This is a genomic window from Intrasporangium mesophilum, assembly GCF_054783095.1.
Window position 1 is genome coordinate 37,875 of sequence record NZ_BAAGRF010000009.1, and the last position, 18,057, is coordinate 55,931.

The window sequence follows — 18,057 nt, forward strand, 5'->3', positions numbered from 1 at the left end:
GAGTCCGCCAACGTGCATGGCGACCGTGTACCGCCACTGGACGGGCAAATGCCCGATGTGCAGGACGAGCCGGGTCCATAGCGTGGCCGAGAATCGTCCGATCCGCGCACCTGGAGCTCGTCATGGACCGCAACATCCGCCGTGCCACCATTGCCGCCGTCGCCAGTGTCGCGACCGTCTGTGCGATGGTCACGCCCGCAGTCGCCGAGACCCTGGCGGGCACGCCCGGCGCAGTGCTCCAGCGGCAGGGAATCACGACCCCGGAAGAGCTGGCCAGTCCCGCTCCGCCGGACCTCCAGTACCCGGATCCGACGGACGGGCTGTCGCTCATCGACCCGCCCACCGCGTCGAGTGGAGGGTCCGCCTCGCTGTCGTACCCCATCGTCCTGCCGAAGGGCCGCGGCCTCATGCCACAGCTCTCGATCGACTATGACTCCGGCAGCGGCAGCTCGTGGGTCGGGCAGGGCTGGGACTTCGGGGTCGGCGACGTCAGCGTCGACACGACCTTCGGCGTGCCCAAGTTCTGTCCTCGGACGACCGCGCCGGCGTGCGGCAGCTTCGAGAGCGAGTCCTATCGGCTGAACGGCGACCTGCTGATGCCGAATGCGCAGACCGCGAGCCCGCAGCCCCGGGTCAGCGAGCGCCACGACTGGACCAGGCAGGTCCAGACGCAGTTCGACCGGATCGAGCGACACGGGACGAAGCCGGGCGACTACTCGTGGGAGGTCACCGACAAGGACGGCAACGTCTGGTTCTACGGCATGTTCCCCGACCAGGGCGGGTTTGCCGCGGGCAAGGGCACCCGGACGAGCGGACCGTTCCAGAACGACCGGGCGCGCGACCCCTCCTCGATCCTCACCGACGACCACGGCAACGAGGTGACGTGGTACCTGACGGCACAGCGCGACGTCGGCGTCAACATGATCCGCTACCAGTACGAGACGGTGCACTACGAGGCGACCACGACCTCCAGCGGCAACCGCTCCCAGTGGACCGAGGTTCCCGCGTCCACGTGCACCGCGGAGGTCACGTGCGCCAAGCACGTCTACCTGTCCAAGCTCTTCTACACGGGCGCCGGCGAGCTGAGCGGCCACGACGAGGACCCGGCATACGAGGTCGACTTCATCCGCGGCGCCCAGCGCTCGAACCCGACGCTCGACGCCCGCGGCGGCTTCCTCGACCTCGCCCGCGACCGGCTCACCGCGATCCGGGTCTACTCGCTCAAGCCGACTCGCACCCAAGCGCTGGAGTACCGGCTCGCCTACGCGACCGGGCAGTACGCCAAGGACCAGCTGACGTCGATCACTCAGGTCGGCTGCGCCGGCACGGCCGGGTGCGACGCCGCGACGGCGTCCGCGGTGCACACGTTCACGTACTACGACGACACCAACGGCAAGACCCTCGCCGCCTCCCACGAGTGGAACACCCAGGACAACTCCCTCGGCACCGGCCGGCTCGAGGGCGGGGCCAGCGCGCTCGGCATGTCCTCGACCAACGCCGGCGACGGCCACCTCTATCTCGGGTTCAACCTCCTCGACCCGGAGAAGACCGGCTCCTTCGGCGGGTCCATCACTGTCGACGGGTCGACGACCGACTCGCTCGTCGAGTTCATGGACATCAACGGCGACGGCCTGCCGGACAAGGTCTTCCGCAAGGAATCCGACAAGGACCACCCGATCTGGTACACCCCGAACACGTCCAGACCAGGAGACGCGCCCGACCGTCAGGTGACGTACGGCGATCCTCGTGTGGTCGACGGCCTCTCCGCCCTGCCAAGCGAGCACTCCGCCGGCTTCGGGGGGTCCATCGAGGCCTATCTCGTGGTGTCCGCGTCGTTCGGCGCCTCGGGTTCGTGGAACTGGTCCGACGGCTACTTCAACGACGTCAACGGCGACGGGCTGCCGGACTTCATCAAGGGCGGCACCATCTACTTCAACCACCTCACCTGCACCGGCTCCGGCGACACCAAGGACTGCGTCCCGCATTTCGCGACGACCGACGCCACGACGCGCGTGCCACTGACGACCCAGCCCGTGAGCGACCCGGCCGCGGTGAAGGCCGCGGCCGCGCGTCACGCGGTCCTGCGGAAGCTCTCGCCGCCCATCGACACCGTCAAGCGCTGGGTCGCCCCGTTCGACGGCACCGTCTCGATCGACTCGACTGCGACCCTGCTCCCGTGCCTCGACGCCGACCTTGTCGACGGCGTCTGCCCCGACGTCAAGATGCGCCTCGCGATCCAGAAGGAGGGCACCGAGCTCGACCATCAGGTGGTCTCCGTGTCTGGCGACACGTGGTCGCCCACGCTCTCCACCCAGGTGACCAAGGGCCAGCGTCTCTACTTCCGCGCCGGCGCCGACGCCGACTCGGTGGGCCGGACCGTGTCGTGGGACCCGACCATCACCTACACGAGCTACAGCTCGGGGCCGGCGACGCCGCCGGCTGACGCCAACGGCCTGAGCCAGAAGGTGTTCACGTCCTCCGACGACTTCACGCTCGCGGGCCGCCCCGGCGGCTTCGTCGGGCTGCCTGTCGCCGGCGACGTCCTGTTCGGCGCGGAGATCGACAAGGCGGTGACGTCCGACGACGTCCGGCCGACGATGACGCTGACTCCGGGGTCGGGTCAGGCCGACGTCGACGAGACCGTCGAGGTCACCCCCGTGGACAGCTCGGGCCAGCCCGACCTGTCTCGCCTGAAGAGCTACGCCAAGAACAACGCCGGCAAGTTCTGCGTCAGCGACGGCTCGGGCACGCAGTACGGCTGCTTCGACACCGAGGCGCAGGCCAAGGCACAGCTGCAGATCCTGACGAAGAAGGAGACAGGCCGGTTCGTCCTCGGGGCCAAGGCCACCGTCGCCGCTCCCGTCAGCGACTCCAACGGCCAGATCACGGCCCAGGACCACGCAAGCATCCACTTCGCCGTCGACTCCCCGATCGACGTCAACGCGCTGCGCTGGGTCCAGCGCCCCCGGCTCTGCTACGCGACGGCCGCGGGAACGTGCGACTCGAAGAAGCCGGACCTCACGTCGCCGGTCGACACCGACATCTACCCCGACTCGACGGGCAGCGCCCCGCGCCAGCCGTGGCACAGCTCGGTCTCCGGCGACGCGAGGCTGCGGATCGCGTACTCCGTCGGTGACCTGTCCAAGGTGTCGGACCCGGGCAAGATCGTCCTGACGGTCAAGACGGCAGCGGACGGTTACGTCCTCAAGAAGGAGATCGACCCGAAGACGGACGCCAGCCCGTTCGACGTCACGATGTCCTTCACCAAGAACACCGACTACTGGTTCGACCTCAGCATGCGGGTGCCCGCGCTGGGCGAGAAGGTGTCCGGGACCTCGGCCTCCGTCCTGCCCCAGGGCGGCACCGACCCGGCGGACACGGTCTCCGTCCCCCTCACGGTCAACACGGTCGGACGTCAGGGCTACTTCCCGCTCGCTTACCGCGGGTGGGGTGTCGCGGGGTACCTCGCCAACGAGGACCGCGGCGGCAAGGCCCTCGTCCAGGGTGACTTCGACATCGTCTCGGGCGGCAAGCCCTTCGCCGACTCAGACAGCGCGTGCAAGGCCGTCACCGGCGGGGCGTGCAAGACGAGCAAGTCCGATGTCGACGGCATGACGTTCCCGGGCTCGTACTCCAACGACCCCAACGCCGACCAGACCTTCGACCCGAACACGGTCGAGTCCAGGTTCAGCAAGGCGTACGGCTACGTCCCCGAGGTCGGCACCGACGCGGCAGCGCTGATCACCGAGACGTGGAAGGGCCCGATCGCCCACCTCTTCGCCACCCGGGTCGGCCTGGCCTCGGCCCTGCTCGGCGGAGCCATGCCCGCCGACGACGGGAGCAACGGGCTCACGCCACCACAGCTCGAGGGCTCGACGGGGCCCGTCCTCGCCGCCATGATCGGCCTCGGCCCCGCCTCGGCATCCTTCGCCTTCGGCTGGAGCCGCAGCTTCGTCGACTACATGGACCTCAATGGCGACGGCTTCCCCGACAAGGTGACGACCGACAGCGTGACCTACACCAACCCGCGCGGCGGGCAGGGCTGCAAGCAGACGGACGGCTCGTTCACGGCGTGCTCGATCAGCCGTGACGGCGCGGTGAACCAGGACACCACCTTCGCGGTCGGAGGTGGGCTCAGCGGCTCGCCCGTCGGGATCAAGGGCAATGCCCGAGGCGTGCCCAACGCGACGCAGGGCGCGGCAGCCAGCAAGGGCGGTGGGACGAGCCCCGACGAGTACGGAGCGGGCATCGGCGCTGGTGTGGGGGTGTCCGCGGAGTTCGGAAGCCCCAATGCTGCCGACCCGAGCTGGGACTCCGGCAACGTCGACCCGAACACGACCAAGCTCCCTGGAGACCCGGTCCACAACGACTCGACGCTCGCGATCCAGCAGACCCTCGCGGACGTCAACGGCGACGGCCTCCCCGACCTCGTGAAGACGACCCCCAAGGGCGTGTTCGTCTACTTCAACCTCGGCTACGGCTTCGCAGCCAACTCGGTGCCGTGGGCCAGCGGTGGGTTCGAGTCCAGCGAGGCGTACAGCGGCTCGTTCGAGTTCGGGCTCGGCTTCTCCGGCCCGGGCAAGGACTTCTCCGGCGGCGTGTCCCACAACGCGGCGATCAACTTCCCGCGCTACTCCTGGGCGGACGTCAACGGCGACGGCATCCTCGACGCCCTCCACCGTGACGACAGCAACGGCACCGTCCAGATCGCGTACGGCACCGGCGCCGGACTGACGAGCGGCGCCGACCTCGGCGTCGACGACTCAGTCCCGTTCCGGCTGGCCGGCCAGATCACCGTGCCCATCAAGGACCAGATCCGGCAGGACCAGAGCGTCGGTTACGGCGCCGGTGCGGACGTGACGATCGGGTTCGGCCCGTTGTGCCTCGTCGCCTGCTACCTCATCGTCAACCCCGGCGTGCACTTCGAGAACAGCCTGAGCCTCAGCGACGTCGACCTCGTCGACGTCAACGGCGACGGCTTCGCCGACTCGGTCCGCCGCGTCGTGGCGGACAGCGACCACCCCAACCAGGAGCGGCTCGACGTCCAGCTCAACACGCACGGCCGGACCGGCCTGCTCAAGACCGTGACGAACCCGTTCCATGGCGTGACGACGCTCGACTACGACCGCTACGGCAACACCCCGGACCACCCCGGCTCGCTGTACGCGCTGTCCAAGGTGTCGGTCGACGACAAGCGACCCGGGGACGGCGTCGACGTCACGACGACGACGATGTCCTACCAGGGCATGGGCTACGACTTCCTGCGCCGGCAGGACCTCGGCTTCGCCCGCGTCGAGAGCGACGAGCTCGCCACGAACGGGGACGTGCTGCGCTCGACCGTCCAGACCTTCCACAACGACAACGTCTTCAGTGCGGGCCTGCTCACCGACACCACCGTCTACGACGGGCCCGTGTCCGCGGGCAAGCGCCTGCAACGGACGGCCTACGCCTGGAACGTGCTCGACGGAGCGACCCGGTCGGCACTCAACCTCGCCTCACTGACCCCGGATGAGTCGCTCGCGATCTGGGCTGTGCCGGAGCGCGTCGACGAGGCGCAGCAGACGTTCGGCCCGGACGGCAGCACCGTCATCCAGTCGACGTCGACGCACTTCACCTATGACGCCCTAGGAGCCCCGACGACGATCCTGGACCGGGGTGATCCGGCGAACCCGGCGGACGACCTCACGGCCACGATCCGGTACTCCGACTGCGAGATCTCCGCGAGCGACCCCGACCAGACCGACAAGTGCGCGACCCAGAAGACGGACACCACACAGCGTCCGGCGTTCTGGAGCCCTTCGCTGTGCCCGACCTGGGTCCACACCGCCGCGCAGTACACGGTCACCGACAGCGGCGGCACCGTCGTGCGCTACCGCGACGGGGCACCGGCACTGTGTGACAACGACTCCGTGACCGAGCTCAACGAGCTCATCAGCGGACCGATCAGCGGCGGCACCTACGCGACGACCCGGCTGAACTACGACAACTGGGGCAGCTACAACCGCATCGTCTACCCGGCCGGCACGGACGGGAGCCACTACGCGGTGCACTACGTCTACGACGACATCGGCCACGCCAACGTCGCAGACGTGACCGACTACGAGCTCACCGACGCCGAGGCCGACGACTTCATCGACGCCGCCTCTGACGCCACTCCCACAGCGGCGCGCACCGGCCTGGAGACGACCTCCACGTTCGACGGCCCGTCGGGCAAGGTCGGCAGGACGACTGACGCCAACAACGCGACGACCACGTACGCCTACGACCCGATGGGGCGGCTCGCCAAGGTGACGACGCCCGACAACCAGACGGTCACGTACTCGTACGACCCGGGCAACGCGGCATACGGCTACGCCACCGCGAAGCACAGCGACGCCTTCAGCACGGTCGGCGGCACGATCGATACGGCGACCTTCGTCGACGGCACCGGCCGTGTCACCGAGCAGAAGCGGACGGCGGAGTTCTACAACGGGCCGACCGGGACCGCAAAGGGATTCGTCGTCTCGCCCGCTGTGGCCGTCGATGCGCTCGGTCACGAGGTGTCCCAGTGGTTCCCGCAGAAGCAGATCGGCGGGTCCCTCACGGACTACCAGGCGCCGCCGCCTGACAGTGCCCCCCACACCGTCAGCGTCTACGACCGGCTCGACCGTGTCACATCGGTGACGGCCCCCGGCAACCGCGTCACGACGACCACCTACTCCGCGACGACCGACCTCGGCCGGAGGCTGTGGGAGACGGTCATCACGGATCCGCTGCTGCGCGCCACGCGGACGCTGACCGACGTGCGCGGGATCGTCCGAGTCTCGGAGGACCGGGCCGTCAACAAGCCGCCGGTCCGCACGGACTACGCCTACACACCGATGGGCGACCTCACGAAGGTCGTCACCGGCGGGGTGACGCAGTCCGAGAGCACCTACGACCTGCTCGGCAACAGGCTGTCGACGGACACCCCCGACGGCGGGCTGACCACCTGGACCTACGACGCCGCCGGCCAGCAGAAGACGTCCCAGACGCCCGAGCAGTTCGCCGCGAACACGCAGACGACCTACCGCTACGCCTACCAGAACCTCGTCTCGATCGACTACCAGAACGCCTTGCCGACCGTCACGCTCGGCTACGGCGGGTACGACGGCGTGTCCAAGACGGGAAACGGCGCTGGGCGGCTCGTCGCCGTCAAGGACAGCGCGCGCACCCAGACGCTGACCTACGACAAGAACGGCCAGCAGGCGTCGGAGACGACGGCGATGAACGACGACCACTGGACGAGGGGCAACGTCACGACCAGCTTCGTGAACGACTACCTCGGCCGGCTCGGCAGCGTCACCTACATCGACGGCGAGAAGGTGACGAACCACTACGACACCGGCGGATCCCTCGCCTCGATCACGGGCGAGAAGGCGTGCACCGACTTCGGGACCCTCGCCTCGGCGATCGACGCCACACAGACGACGATCTCGGTCCGCGAGACCCCGCACACGCAGGCGCCGGTCCTACCGTTCACGATCACGATCGGCGGCGAGCAGCTGCGGGTCACGGCCCGGGCGCCCGCTCCCGACGGGACCTTCACGTACACCGTGGACCGGGGCATCAACTCGACGCCACTGATCCCGACGGCCGCTCCGCACGGGGCGGGCTCGACGATCACCACCAGCATCGCGCTCACGTGTGCGTACCGTTACCTGGACCGGCAGGAGTACGACGAGTTCGGCGACATCGCCTTCCGTCAGCTCGGCAACTCCAACCAGTCGTGGTCGGAGCGCGACCCGAACACGCGGGCGCTGTCCAGGGTCGTCTCGACGGCCCCGACCCAGGGCACGTCCATCGAGGGCACGCTCGCCGCGTCCGCTACGCAGGGCGCCGGGACCCTCACGGTCAAGGAGGCCTACGCGCCCCCGCCGGTGCCCTTCACGGCACAGGTCGGCACGGAGAAGGTCACCGTCACCAGCCGCGTGGAGACATCCGTGAAGGGGACGTTCGCCTACACCGTCACCAGGGGCCAAGGCGGCACGACCGCGGTGGCACATGCCCCTGGCGAGCTGGTGCTCACCGACCTCGTCCAGCAGAACCTCACCTACAGCTACGACACAGTGGGCAATCTCAAGAAGTACGTGAACGACCTGCCGGTGGACACGTCCAGCCTGTTCGGCGGTAAGTCCTCGCAGACGTACGGCTACGACGCCTACTACCGCGTGACGTCGGCGTCGGGCTCCTGGGACACGGCCCCGTCGAACCAGCGCGACTACTCGCTGTCGCTGACCTACGACGACACGTCCGGCAACCTCCTGTCCAAGGACCAGAAGGACTGGACCCTCAAGACGTCGTGCACGAAGAACTGCAAGACGACTCCTGTCGGCGCGACGTCCTACACGGTCGCTCCGGGATACCGGTCGCCGCAGCAGCACCAGTTCTCAACCTTCGGCGCGGACACCTACACCTATGACCGCAACGGTCAGGTGACCTCGATCAGCAACCCCGACAACCTGCGCCAGATGGCGTGGGACGTCACGGGCCACATGACGATGATCATCGACCGGCCGAATGGCACGGGAGGCAAGCCCACGTTCTACACGTACGACTACCAGGGCAACCGGGCCATCGAGCAGAAGGAGACCGGGCGGACGTGGTTCGTCAACCAGTGGACCACGGTCCGTGACGGGACCCTCTGGAAGAACATCTGGGCCGGTGACGAGCGGCTCGGCACGAAGTTCTCCGAGACCGGCACGTACGAGCACAAGTCGTACTGGTTCCAGAAGGACCTCCAGGGCAGCACGAACGTGGTGTCCGACGAGACCGGGTCGATGTTCCAGCACCGCGAGTACTTCCCCGACGGCCAGATCTGGGTCGACGAGTCGAGCACGGTCTTCCGGTCGCCCTACATGGCTCAGGGGAACTACTTCGACGAGGACCACAACCTGTCCGACTTCGGGCAGCGATGGTTCGACCCGCGGAGCCAGGCCTTCCTCAGTGCCGACCCAGCCGTGTACGACGACCCGACCGGCGACATCACCGATCCCACAGCGGCCTGGTCGTTCACCTTCGCGCGGGGCAACCCGCTCGTGGTCGGTGACCCCGACGGCCGGGCCGGCAAGTTCATCAACCCGACCGTTGTCCAGCGCGACGCGCTGACCAAGGGTCTGACCATCAAGGGCAAGCCGCTGACGACGACGCAGATCTCGAGCATCAACCGCCAGCTCGCACTCCACCGAGGGCTCAAGGGGAAGCTCTTGTTCGGGGCGCTGTCCAACATCGAGCGGGCCGAGAAGATCAAGAAGATCACCGAAAGGTTCAGCACGAAGCCGGTGCTCGAGTTCACCTTCGACCTCGGGGCGAGCTCGCTGAAGACGACGAAGCTGAAGAACGTCACGTTCGAGAGCACCAAGATCGGGCTCGGCGTCGGCCCGCGCAAGAAGTTCCCGGCGCCCAAGCCCAAACCGCCTGCGGCGGCGCAGAAGAACCTTCAGAAGTCCAACGGTGCCGGGGGCAACCCCTAGCACGCGGGACTGAGGTCAGGCCCGAGCACGGTATGCCGCTGAGTGCGCTCAACGGCATACCGTGCCGTCGTGCGCGCCGTCCGTATGCCGCCGAGCTGGCTTCCCGGCACACCGCGTCGGAGGCCGTGTCGCTCCGTCGGCCAGTGTGACGGGGGTCAGCCGGCGTGACTGGAGTCAGCCGGCGTGGCTGGAGTCAGCCGGCGTGGCGAACGGCCCAGGCGACAGCCTCGGCGCGACCGCGGACGCCGAGCTTGCGGTAGATCGCGACCGAGTGGTGCATGACGGTCTTGGCGGTGACACCGAGGCGCTGGGCGATCTCCCGGTTGGTCAGGCCGTCGACGATCTGCTGCAGCACCTGTTCCTCACGTGCCGAAAGGGCCTGGGCGCCCCTGCTTCGGCGTTCGACCGGTGGAGCGCCGAACGTGTGGTCTGCATGGTGGTCGGCGATCTGGGCGGCGGCCATCGCGGTGGTGGCGAGCGCATCGGCCCAGGGCTGGAGCGACCCTTCGTGCGTCAGCCTCTCGAACCGCTCCGGCTCGAGCTCCTCACGCAGTCGGCTGATGTCCGAGAGGTAGCGGTCGGCATAGATCGGCGGGCAGGCTGCGATGAGGGTAGGTAGGAGCGGCAGAACCGCACCGTGCAGGCGCGCGGCCTGCTCGAGCTCGCCGAGCATGAGGTGCACGCGAGCCATCAACATCAGGGAGAAGCCTCCGGCGGTCCACGTACTGGCCTCGGTGATCTCATTGAGCCGCAAGGAGATCCAGCGACTCGCAGTGATCGGGTCGCGGTCGTCGATGGCGTTCTCGGCCAAGAACGCCATGGCGATCGACGCGAACGACGCGTCGTCGAGGGAGAGGCTCATCTCGAGAAGCTCGGCCGCCGACGGGATGCCGCCTGCGACGGCAGGCATCCCCTCGGCGAGAGGAATGAGAAGCAGTCCGCAGGCGACCTGGCAGTGCACGTCACCGGCGCGCCTCGACCTGGCGAGGGCGCTGACTCCCAGCTCCCAGGCTGTCGTCACGTCACGGCTCTGGTGCGCCAGCATGCCGGCCCACAGCTCGAAGCGTGCTGTCCAGGCCGGATGGACGAGCGACTCCGCCAGGGCACGACCCTCCGCGAGGAGCCCCAGGGTCATATCGACATCATGGGTGAGGGGTAGGGCGTGCACCCCGATCCCGAGCGCCCGGAGCAGCGCGAGCGGGTTGCCTGTCGAGCGGATGAGCTCGAGCCCTTCGCGCCAGTGTGCGATGACTCCCGGCATCGCATCCACGGCCGCTGTCGACTCGATCGCGGCCTGGGCCAGCCACACCAACGCGTCGCCGCGAGTGAGCGGATCTGCTTGAGCAGTAAGGGGGTTCGCGAGGAGGTCGCGAAGGCTACGGGTCATCGCGCCTTGTCGGCCCACGCGCAGTGCAGCCGGCGCCAGATCAGCGCACAGGCGCAGGGCGCGGTCCGGCGCACCCCGGGCGGACCACCAGTCGACCGCGCCGCAGAGCTCCGGCAGCGCGCGGATCAGCTGTGGCATCCCATCGTGCTCGCGGGCGTCGTCCACCGCGCACGCCCACTGACGTGCCAACGCGGCGTGGAACTCGGCGTGGCGGTCGCGAAGCCCGTTGCTCTCCCCGGCTTCCTCGGCGAGGCGCAGAGCAAGCTCCTTGGTCAGCGGGGCGAGCTCCCACCGGGCATCGAGGCCTGCGGAGTCCCTGGCGGCGGCGGCCCGGCTCCCTTGCGGGCCGGCCGGTTCGACGAGCCACGCGTCGACGAGCTCGGTGAGTGCGTCGACCAGCTCTCCGTCGTCGCCGGTCGGGTTCATCGCCCGAGCCTGGTCCAGGGTGAAGGGGGCGGCGAAAACCGACAGGCTGCGCAACATGCGACGCGCACCGGAGCTGAGCCGTGCGTAGGAGAGCCGGATCGCGGACCCCAGCGCCTGTCCGCGGTCCAACCCGTTCGATCCGGCCCGGAGGGTGATCCTGGCGTGCTCGAGCCCGGGCTTGGTGAGCTCCCGGACCAGCCCGCGGGTGCCCAGCAGCCGCACGTTGGCAGCCGCGATCTCGATGTCGAGCGGGACGCCATGCAGATGGGTGACGATGGCCGACACGTCGTGCAGGTCGACGTCCTCCGCGCTGAAGGTCGGGTCCACTCGCAGCGCCCTGTCGATGAAGAGCGCGAGCGCCGGGGTGTCGCGGCTCGGCCGGGCGGGGTCGCCGACATCGAGTCCCGTGAGCCGGTAGGTCAGCTCCTGCGCGAGCCCGACCGGCCCGAGCGCACTCGCGACGACGGTGGTATCCGGGATGTCGGTCAGGAGCTCGTGCAGCTCGGCGCCATGTCCGGCGAAACGGTCGACGTCGTCGACGACGACGACGTGTCCGGCAACCCTCGTTCTCAGGCGGTCGATGACGCGCTCGTCAGGACGGAGGCCATGCGCGTCTACCCACAGGACGCGCGCCGAAGCCCCGCCCGTGGTCGTCCGCCTGCGCTCAGGCAGCCGGTGCGCCTGGAGTCGCTCGACGAGTGCGCGCAGCAGGCTCGACTTGCCGATCCCTGAGCGACCGGTCACGGTGATCCACCGGACCCCGGGCCGCTCAACGACCTCGGCAAGGCCTGCGAGGTCGGCGTCGCGCCCGACGATGGACGCGGACCGCTCGAGATGTGACCGCCCTGACCCCCCATGGGCTCCGACGTCCCGGCCCAGGGCGTCGAGCTGATGCACCGCAACCATGAGTCCTCCTTGCCGGAGTCTCGCAGCCTCCGTACAGGCGCATGACGGAAATGGCGGAGGCCGACAAGGGGCTGGGAAGTTGCTGGAAACAAATGCAACGGGCTGGGCGCACCGAGCGTCGCCGGGTTCCTGCTGGATCCGTCCTGCCTGGGTTGTTCGGCGTTTTCGTGGCGGTTTACATGGCCCTATAGGGCTCTGTCCGGCTCAGCGACCGCACGGCTGCCGACTCCCGGGTGGCTACGGCAGAGGGACCGCGGAGGGACCGCGGAGGCCGCGCGACTGGGCATGGGTCCGGGCTGCCTCCGGAGTGGCGACGCCATTTCACCTTGTCAGCGAATTGCGCGTGGAACGTAAGCGCCTTGTTGCGGTTCCGTTAATCGATATTCGGCTTTCCGGCCCGCTCGTGGTGCGCCTGAACGGAATTCGCCGCGCACCCATGCGCGTGCGAGTTCCCTTTACTGCCAAGCGAACCCCCTACCGTCGAGTAGCCAGATTAACGCGATCGACATCAGTCCTTTACGGCTGCGGAATATCCGGGGACGACCGTGACGACCAGTCGCTGGGTCTGCAGCGACGAGGCGCAACTTCGACATCGGAAAGTACGAGGTGCTTCTGAGATGTATCTACGAAAAAGGGCCCTGCGCGTGGTCGTGGTCGGTGCGGTACTCGCCCTGGCGACAGCGTCTGCGGGATCGGCCCAGGGCAAGGGAGGCCCCAAGAAGGCCCCATTCGTCCTCGAGGAGGCGACCGTGGCGTCCATCCAGGGGGCGTTCAGGGCGGGCAGCCTGACCTGCTCGCAGCTCATCGACGGCTACCTGACCCGCATCCTGGCCTACGAGAACCAGGGGCCCGCCATCAACTCGCTCATCTCCATCGCGACCGATGCGAAGGCGCAGGCGAAGGCGCTGGACGCCACGTACTCCAAGGCCCCCGGCAAGGTCGGTCCGCTGTTCTGCATCCCCGTCGTCCTCAAGGACAACATCGACACGTACGACATGCCGACGACGGGCGGCTCGAAGACGCTGCTCTCGCCGCTGCCGCCGGAGGACGCGACGATCGCGAAGAAGTTCCGGGCCGCCGGGGCGATCATCCTGGGCAAGGGCAACATGGACGAGTGGGCCCACGGGGGCCGTGCCGGCTACAGCTCGGTGGGCGGCCAGACCCTCAACCCGTTCGACCTGAGCCGTTCACCGGCCGGGTCCAGCGGCGGACCCGCGGCGGCGGTCTCCGCCAACTTCGCGGTCCTCTCGGTCGGCACCGACACCGGCGGGTCGATTCGCGGCCCGGTCGACGCGGAGTCCCTCGCGGGCCTGCGCCCCACCGTCGGCCTCATCTCACGCGGGGGAGTCATCCCGTTCTCCTCGACCTTCGACAGCCCCGGGCCGATGACCAGGACCGTCACCGACTCCGCGCTCGCCCTCAACGCGCTGGCCGGCTACGACGCAGCGGACCCGGCCACCGCCGCGAGTGTCGGCAAGGTGCCGGCCGACTACACGGCATATCTCAAGGCGAACGCGCTCAAGGGCGCACGGATCGGCGTGCTGCGAAACTACGTCAACGCCACGAAGGCGCCGATGATGGACGCCGCCGTCGCGCGGATGCGCGAGCTCGGTGCCACGGTCGTCGACGTCACGCTGCCCGCCGAGGCGCTGGCCTTGCGGGCGCAGTACTACCCGATCGTCTCGGAGACGGAGTTCAAGACCCTGCTCGGGGAGTACCTCGCGACCTACCGGCCAGGTGCCAGCGTGCACTCCCATGCTGACGTCTATGCCGCGAGCTCGCAGCCGGGCTTCGGGATGGCACCCGAGGTGCTCACCCGGCTGCAGGGCGAGACACTACGCGGCGCGATGACCGACGCCGACTACCTGCAAGCGGCGCAGGAAGGGCCGGAGAAGATGCGCGCGGCCATCGACAAGCTCCTGGACGACAACAACCTCGACGCATTGGTCCGCCCGACCAGTGCCGGCAACGACATGTCAGCGCTCTCGGGCTACCCCGACATGCTCGTGCAGGGCGGCGTCGATGCCAACGGGATCTCAGCAGGCATCGGCTTCGTGGCCAAGGCCTTCACCGAGCCGAAGCTTCTCGGCTACGCCTATGCCTACGAGCAGTCCGCGCACGCCCGGATGGTCCCCGCGCTCACCCCGCCGATCCCGACGTCGTGGTGGAAGTAGCGCCTAGTCACCACGCACCGTGCGGCCCACCGTCGTGGGCCGCACGGTGCGCCGACCGTTCTCGGGCATGAATGCTTGGCCAGAAGACCCGACCGGCGGAAGTCCGCTAGCACCTGCAGGAGAAAGTCGCCGAGGTCATCGCGAGTCGCGACGCTACGGCGGCTGACACTTGTCGGCCGTCCAGTTGTGAAGGTCACTGCACGAGGGTGCCACGGGAGGACATAGTTGTCGGCGCGGTCTGCGCGGACGGCGGCATGGCCGGGCGAGCGTAGCGGCCCTCAACGCGGCATGACCCGGCAACTGCGTCCCTATGCGCAGGAACAGTAGGTGACGACGTACAGGAGCCACACGCCAACAATGAGAAACAGCGCAATCGCCATTGACGCCAGTGGTCGATGGGAGCCCTTTCCTCGGGCATGCTCGGTCCAAAGGCTCCAGGCTCCGTAGCCCAGCACCAGCGTCCCCGCTGCTCCGGCGGCCACGGTTGCGCCGGGATGCCGGTTCCATCCCCATATCGCTGCGGCAATGACGAGGCCAGCCAATAGGCAGGCCAGCCCGGCGACGAGCACCTCGGCGACGAACTCGCCAACGAGTTCGACAAGCTTGGAGGCGGCGCGTCGCGCCAGCCCAGACTTGGGCCGCGCGATGGGTGAAGTCACGACGGTGATGGTCTCACGGGGGATCAGGTGGCCCGGATTCACGCCCGATGTGACCGTCACGTGGTGGCCCGTCATAGGGGGACCGCGCGCGGAGAGCGGATGAGCGAGCATGCAGCCGGCGGACGAAGTTGCATCGGCTTAGAGGCCGCCCCGTCCGGACATCGGTTCTATCCATCGACGATCGGCTATGGGCTCGACGACGAGCACCGCGAGCGTCGCCAGCGCGATGGTCGAGAACACGGTGCCTGATTCGCTGGCGTGAGCCCCGGCCAGTCCGGCGCCAAGCGCGACGACGGGCCGCATGAGGGTGAACGGGCCCAGGACAACCGCCATCGCGACGTACTTCTGTCTCCAGCCGAGCACGGCGTAGGCGCCCAGGGCAAGCAAGACGACGACCGCGTACGGGACCAGCACTACGAGCATCGCCGCTGCGGTGACTGTGTATTTCTGGACTGGCGTTCTGGCGGCCATCACGTCCACCGTGAACACCAGGCATGCGGGCAGAAGGCAGATGAAGAGCGTGAGGACTCCGCGGACCGTGGCTTCCCGATCGAGCGCGGAGTGGTTGATCAGCCCGGTTCGGCCCAGCGCCGATCGAAACCCACTGCAGGCTGCGTCCATGAGCGCCACCGCGGCAAGGGCTGTCAGCACGAGCGCCGTCACGAGAGTGTCCCGATGATGGGGCGCAGCACATCCAGCGCGCGCGGATACCAGCGCGGCCCTTCAACGACCGTCGGGGAGTAGTTGGCCGCGGTCGCGCGTGCTGCGGCCAACAGTGTCTCGGCCGAGTGGGCTCTTCGTGCGGACAAGACGCCGTCATGGCGCGAGACCGGCTCCCGCATCCGGGCTTGGTGGAAGAGCCAGGCGCCAACCGTCGACCATGCGCACGGCGCGATGTCCCAGTGGGCGAAGCCGGCCACGCCCAAGCGAGCTTGGACCGCGAACAGGTCTGCCAGGCCCGCTTCGCTCAGGTGATGCAACAGTCCGGTGGAGATGACGATCGTGCGCGCCGGATCGGTGATGGCGATGCCGGGTGCGAACGCGTTGCCGGCCACGAACTCACAGTCGAGGTCCTCGAGACGGGCCAGGCGGCGAGCCTCACCGATCAGAACCGGGTTCAGGTCGACCCCGACGAGTTCGACCTGGGGCGAGAAGTACCGGTGGGCGGCTGCCGCGCGAATGACGTGCCCCGTGCCGCACCCGACATCGACGATGCGGACCGGGCCGTAGCTTGAAGCCTGGAGCCGACGGAGTGGTCCGCGCAGCAACGCGGCTACGCGGCGGTCCAGCTGCAGCTCCTCGCCCAGCCGTTGGAGCTCGTGATGAACACGCACGGCCAGCTGCGCGAGGTACGCCTCATCGATGCGATCGCCCCGGCTGGGCATCCGCGCGACGATCCGGGCGGCGCCCTGTTGACCGCGGTCCGACAGCAGGCTCACGACCTCGCTCTGGATGACGGGCAGCCGGTCGCCCGATTCATCCAACGGCCACAGCAGGTCAGTGATCTCTAGGTCCCCTGCCCGCATGACCACAGTCAACCGAGTCCGGCGGCGATTGCGATGCATTTCGTGCCTGCGACACGTCATCCATTCCGAACGCATGAATGCACGACCTGCAGCGGGGTCCGGACCTCGTTCCAACGAGCGGCATGTCCGTGCGTCGCGACGTCTATATCTCGAGGCAGAACTCGTTGCCCTCGGGATCGGCCATGACAACGAGATCAGGACCGTCGGCCAAGACACGGGCTCCGATAGAGCGGAGGCGGTCGACCTCGAGCCGCAGGTCGCCGACGGCACGCAGGTCGAAGTGTTGGCGGTTCTTGGCCGACTTCGGCTCCGGAACACGCTGGAACCAGAGGCTCGGTCCGCCCCAACCGGCGGGTTCCACCCAGGCGCGGTCAGTCGTGCTGTCCTCGTCCACATTCGAGCCGAGAGCCGAGGCCCAGAATCCAGCGACCAGCAACACATCAGTGCAGTCGAAGGTAACCGACTTCACGAAGGAAACCATTGCGGCACTGTAGTTGCTTGCCCCTGACGTCGGGAGCGTCGTCAGCTCGGCATGTGCGAACGGATCGCGGCAGATGATGCGTTTCGATGACGCAGGACGCTGGCCTCTGGAGCCGTACCCTGTGCCACATGCTGGTCGCTTCCCGCCCTCTGACACGCCTCGGCGTGCCGCAGGATCGAGCAGAACTGCGGTTCGGTCCGCTCAAGGACGACGTGCCCTACTCCGCGCGCCACCTGTTCAAGGCCGGCAAGCCGGCCTTCGAGTTAAGCCTCTGGTGTGGAACCTGCCCCTTCTTGTTCGAACGCAAGGAGGGCGCCGTCGGCACCGTGTCCACGGACGTCGGACAGATCGAGGAGCTCGAGACGGGGATGGACGACATCAATGATGCGGTCGTCGCCAGGTTTGGAGGGTTGATCCCCGCGGGCAGTTATCTGCCGCTATTGCTCGAGGTCCAGCCCGAGCTCGTGGCCCCCAACGATTCTCGGGATTACTTCACGCACGAACAGGTGGCTACGTGGGGGGTGGACAGCTTCTGGGCTCTGCCGGAGAACCCGCGAAGCTTCTACTACCGAACGTTCGAGACCCCGGTGAGCGCCGACGAGCACCTGTACGAGTTCGTGGTGCCCATGGTGCCGCCGAGCTGGAATGAGGCCGCGCGAGTCGAGCACTATCGCGACGCCATCGGCAGGGGCATCACACCGACAGCCGTTGCGCTCTCGACGTTGGACGTCTGCCAGCCCGCCATGGACGATGAGTCCACGGACTATTACGGGCACTGGGGACTGACCCACTTTCTTCTCGACGGGCACCACAAGTTCCATGCAGCAGCAACGATCGGCGCGAACGTACGGCTGCTCGCCCTAGTCAGCGCGGGCGGCAGTCTCGTTGGTTCCGACTACATCGATCGCCTGCCCGACCTTCTGCGCCAAGATCCCCTGCCGCGGCCTGAGGTCTCGCCGGGATGGGCTCATTGACCCGCCCGACTCTCGGCACCAGCGACCCACCAG

Annotated in this window: 8 protein-coding genes; 3 read left to right on the forward strand and 5 right to left on the reverse strand. The window is 68.2% G+C overall.

The window, feature by feature from the left end; translation table 11 throughout:
* Window positions 1-122 precede the first annotated feature (122 nt).
* Complete coding sequence (locus ACYVLP_RS07665; RefSeq protein ID WP_460626749.1) at window positions 123-9,491, forward strand: toxin TcdB middle/N-terminal domain-containing protein; 9,369 nt, start codon at window positions 123-125, stop codon at window positions 9,489-9,491.
* A 193-nt stretch (window positions 9,492-9,684) separates the two neighbouring features.
* Here the strand turns inward: ACYVLP_RS07665 and ACYVLP_RS07670 are convergent, their stop codons facing one another.
* Window positions 9,685-12,210 carry an ATP-binding protein gene (locus ACYVLP_RS07670; protein ID WP_460626750.1) on the reverse strand — a complete coding sequence of 842 codons (2,526 nt, stop codon included), beginning with the start codon at window positions 12,208-12,210 and terminating at the stop codon, window positions 9,685-9,687.
* 617 nt (window positions 12,211-12,827) lie between these two features.
* On the opposite strand from ACYVLP_RS07670, the gene ACYVLP_RS07675 reads away from it, so the two are divergent.
* Entirely contained in the window at window positions 12,828-14,384 is a 1,557-nt protein-coding gene (locus ACYVLP_RS07675; RefSeq protein ID WP_460626751.1) for an amidase family protein, read from the forward strand.
* Window positions 14,385-14,692: 308 nt separating this feature from the next.
* On the opposite strand, the gene ACYVLP_RS07680 is transcribed toward ACYVLP_RS07675, so the two are convergent.
* From ACYVLP_RS07680 to ACYVLP_RS07695, 4 genes are all read right to left on the reverse strand, one after another.
* On the reverse strand, window positions 14,693-15,118 hold the full coding sequence (locus ACYVLP_RS07680; protein WP_460626752.1) for a hypothetical protein: 426 nt from the start codon (window positions 15,116-15,118) through the stop codon (window positions 14,693-14,695).
* A 63-nt stretch (window positions 15,119-15,181) separates the two neighbouring features.
* Window positions 15,182-15,706, reverse strand: coding sequence for a hypothetical protein (locus tag ACYVLP_RS07685; protein WP_460626753.1), 525 nt, complete (start codon window positions 15,704-15,706; stop codon window positions 15,182-15,184).
* Window positions 15,703-16,644 (reverse strand): methyltransferase domain-containing protein, encoded by a 942-nt coding sequence (locus ACYVLP_RS07690; protein ID WP_460626754.1) that lies wholly within the window; start codon window positions 16,642-16,644, stop codon window positions 15,703-15,705. Before ACYVLP_RS07690 ends, ACYVLP_RS07685 begins: the two co-directional genes overlap by 4 nt.
* A 67-nt stretch (window positions 16,645-16,711) precedes the next feature.
* Window positions 16,712-17,050 carry a VOC family protein gene (locus ACYVLP_RS07695; protein ID WP_460626755.1) on the reverse strand — a complete coding sequence of 113 codons (339 nt, stop codon included), beginning with the start codon at window positions 17,048-17,050 and terminating at the stop codon, window positions 16,712-16,714.
* 128 nt (window positions 17,051-17,178) lie between these two features.
* Here ACYVLP_RS07695 and ACYVLP_RS07700 point away from each other — a divergent pair, with 128 nt between their 5' ends.
* The gene (locus ACYVLP_RS07700) at window positions 17,179-18,024 is read left to right on the forward strand and encodes a hypothetical protein (RefSeq protein WP_460626756.1); all 846 of its coding nucleotides are present in this window, start codon (window positions 17,179-17,181) and stop codon (window positions 18,022-18,024) included.
* Window positions 18,025-18,057: the final 33 nt, after the last annotated feature.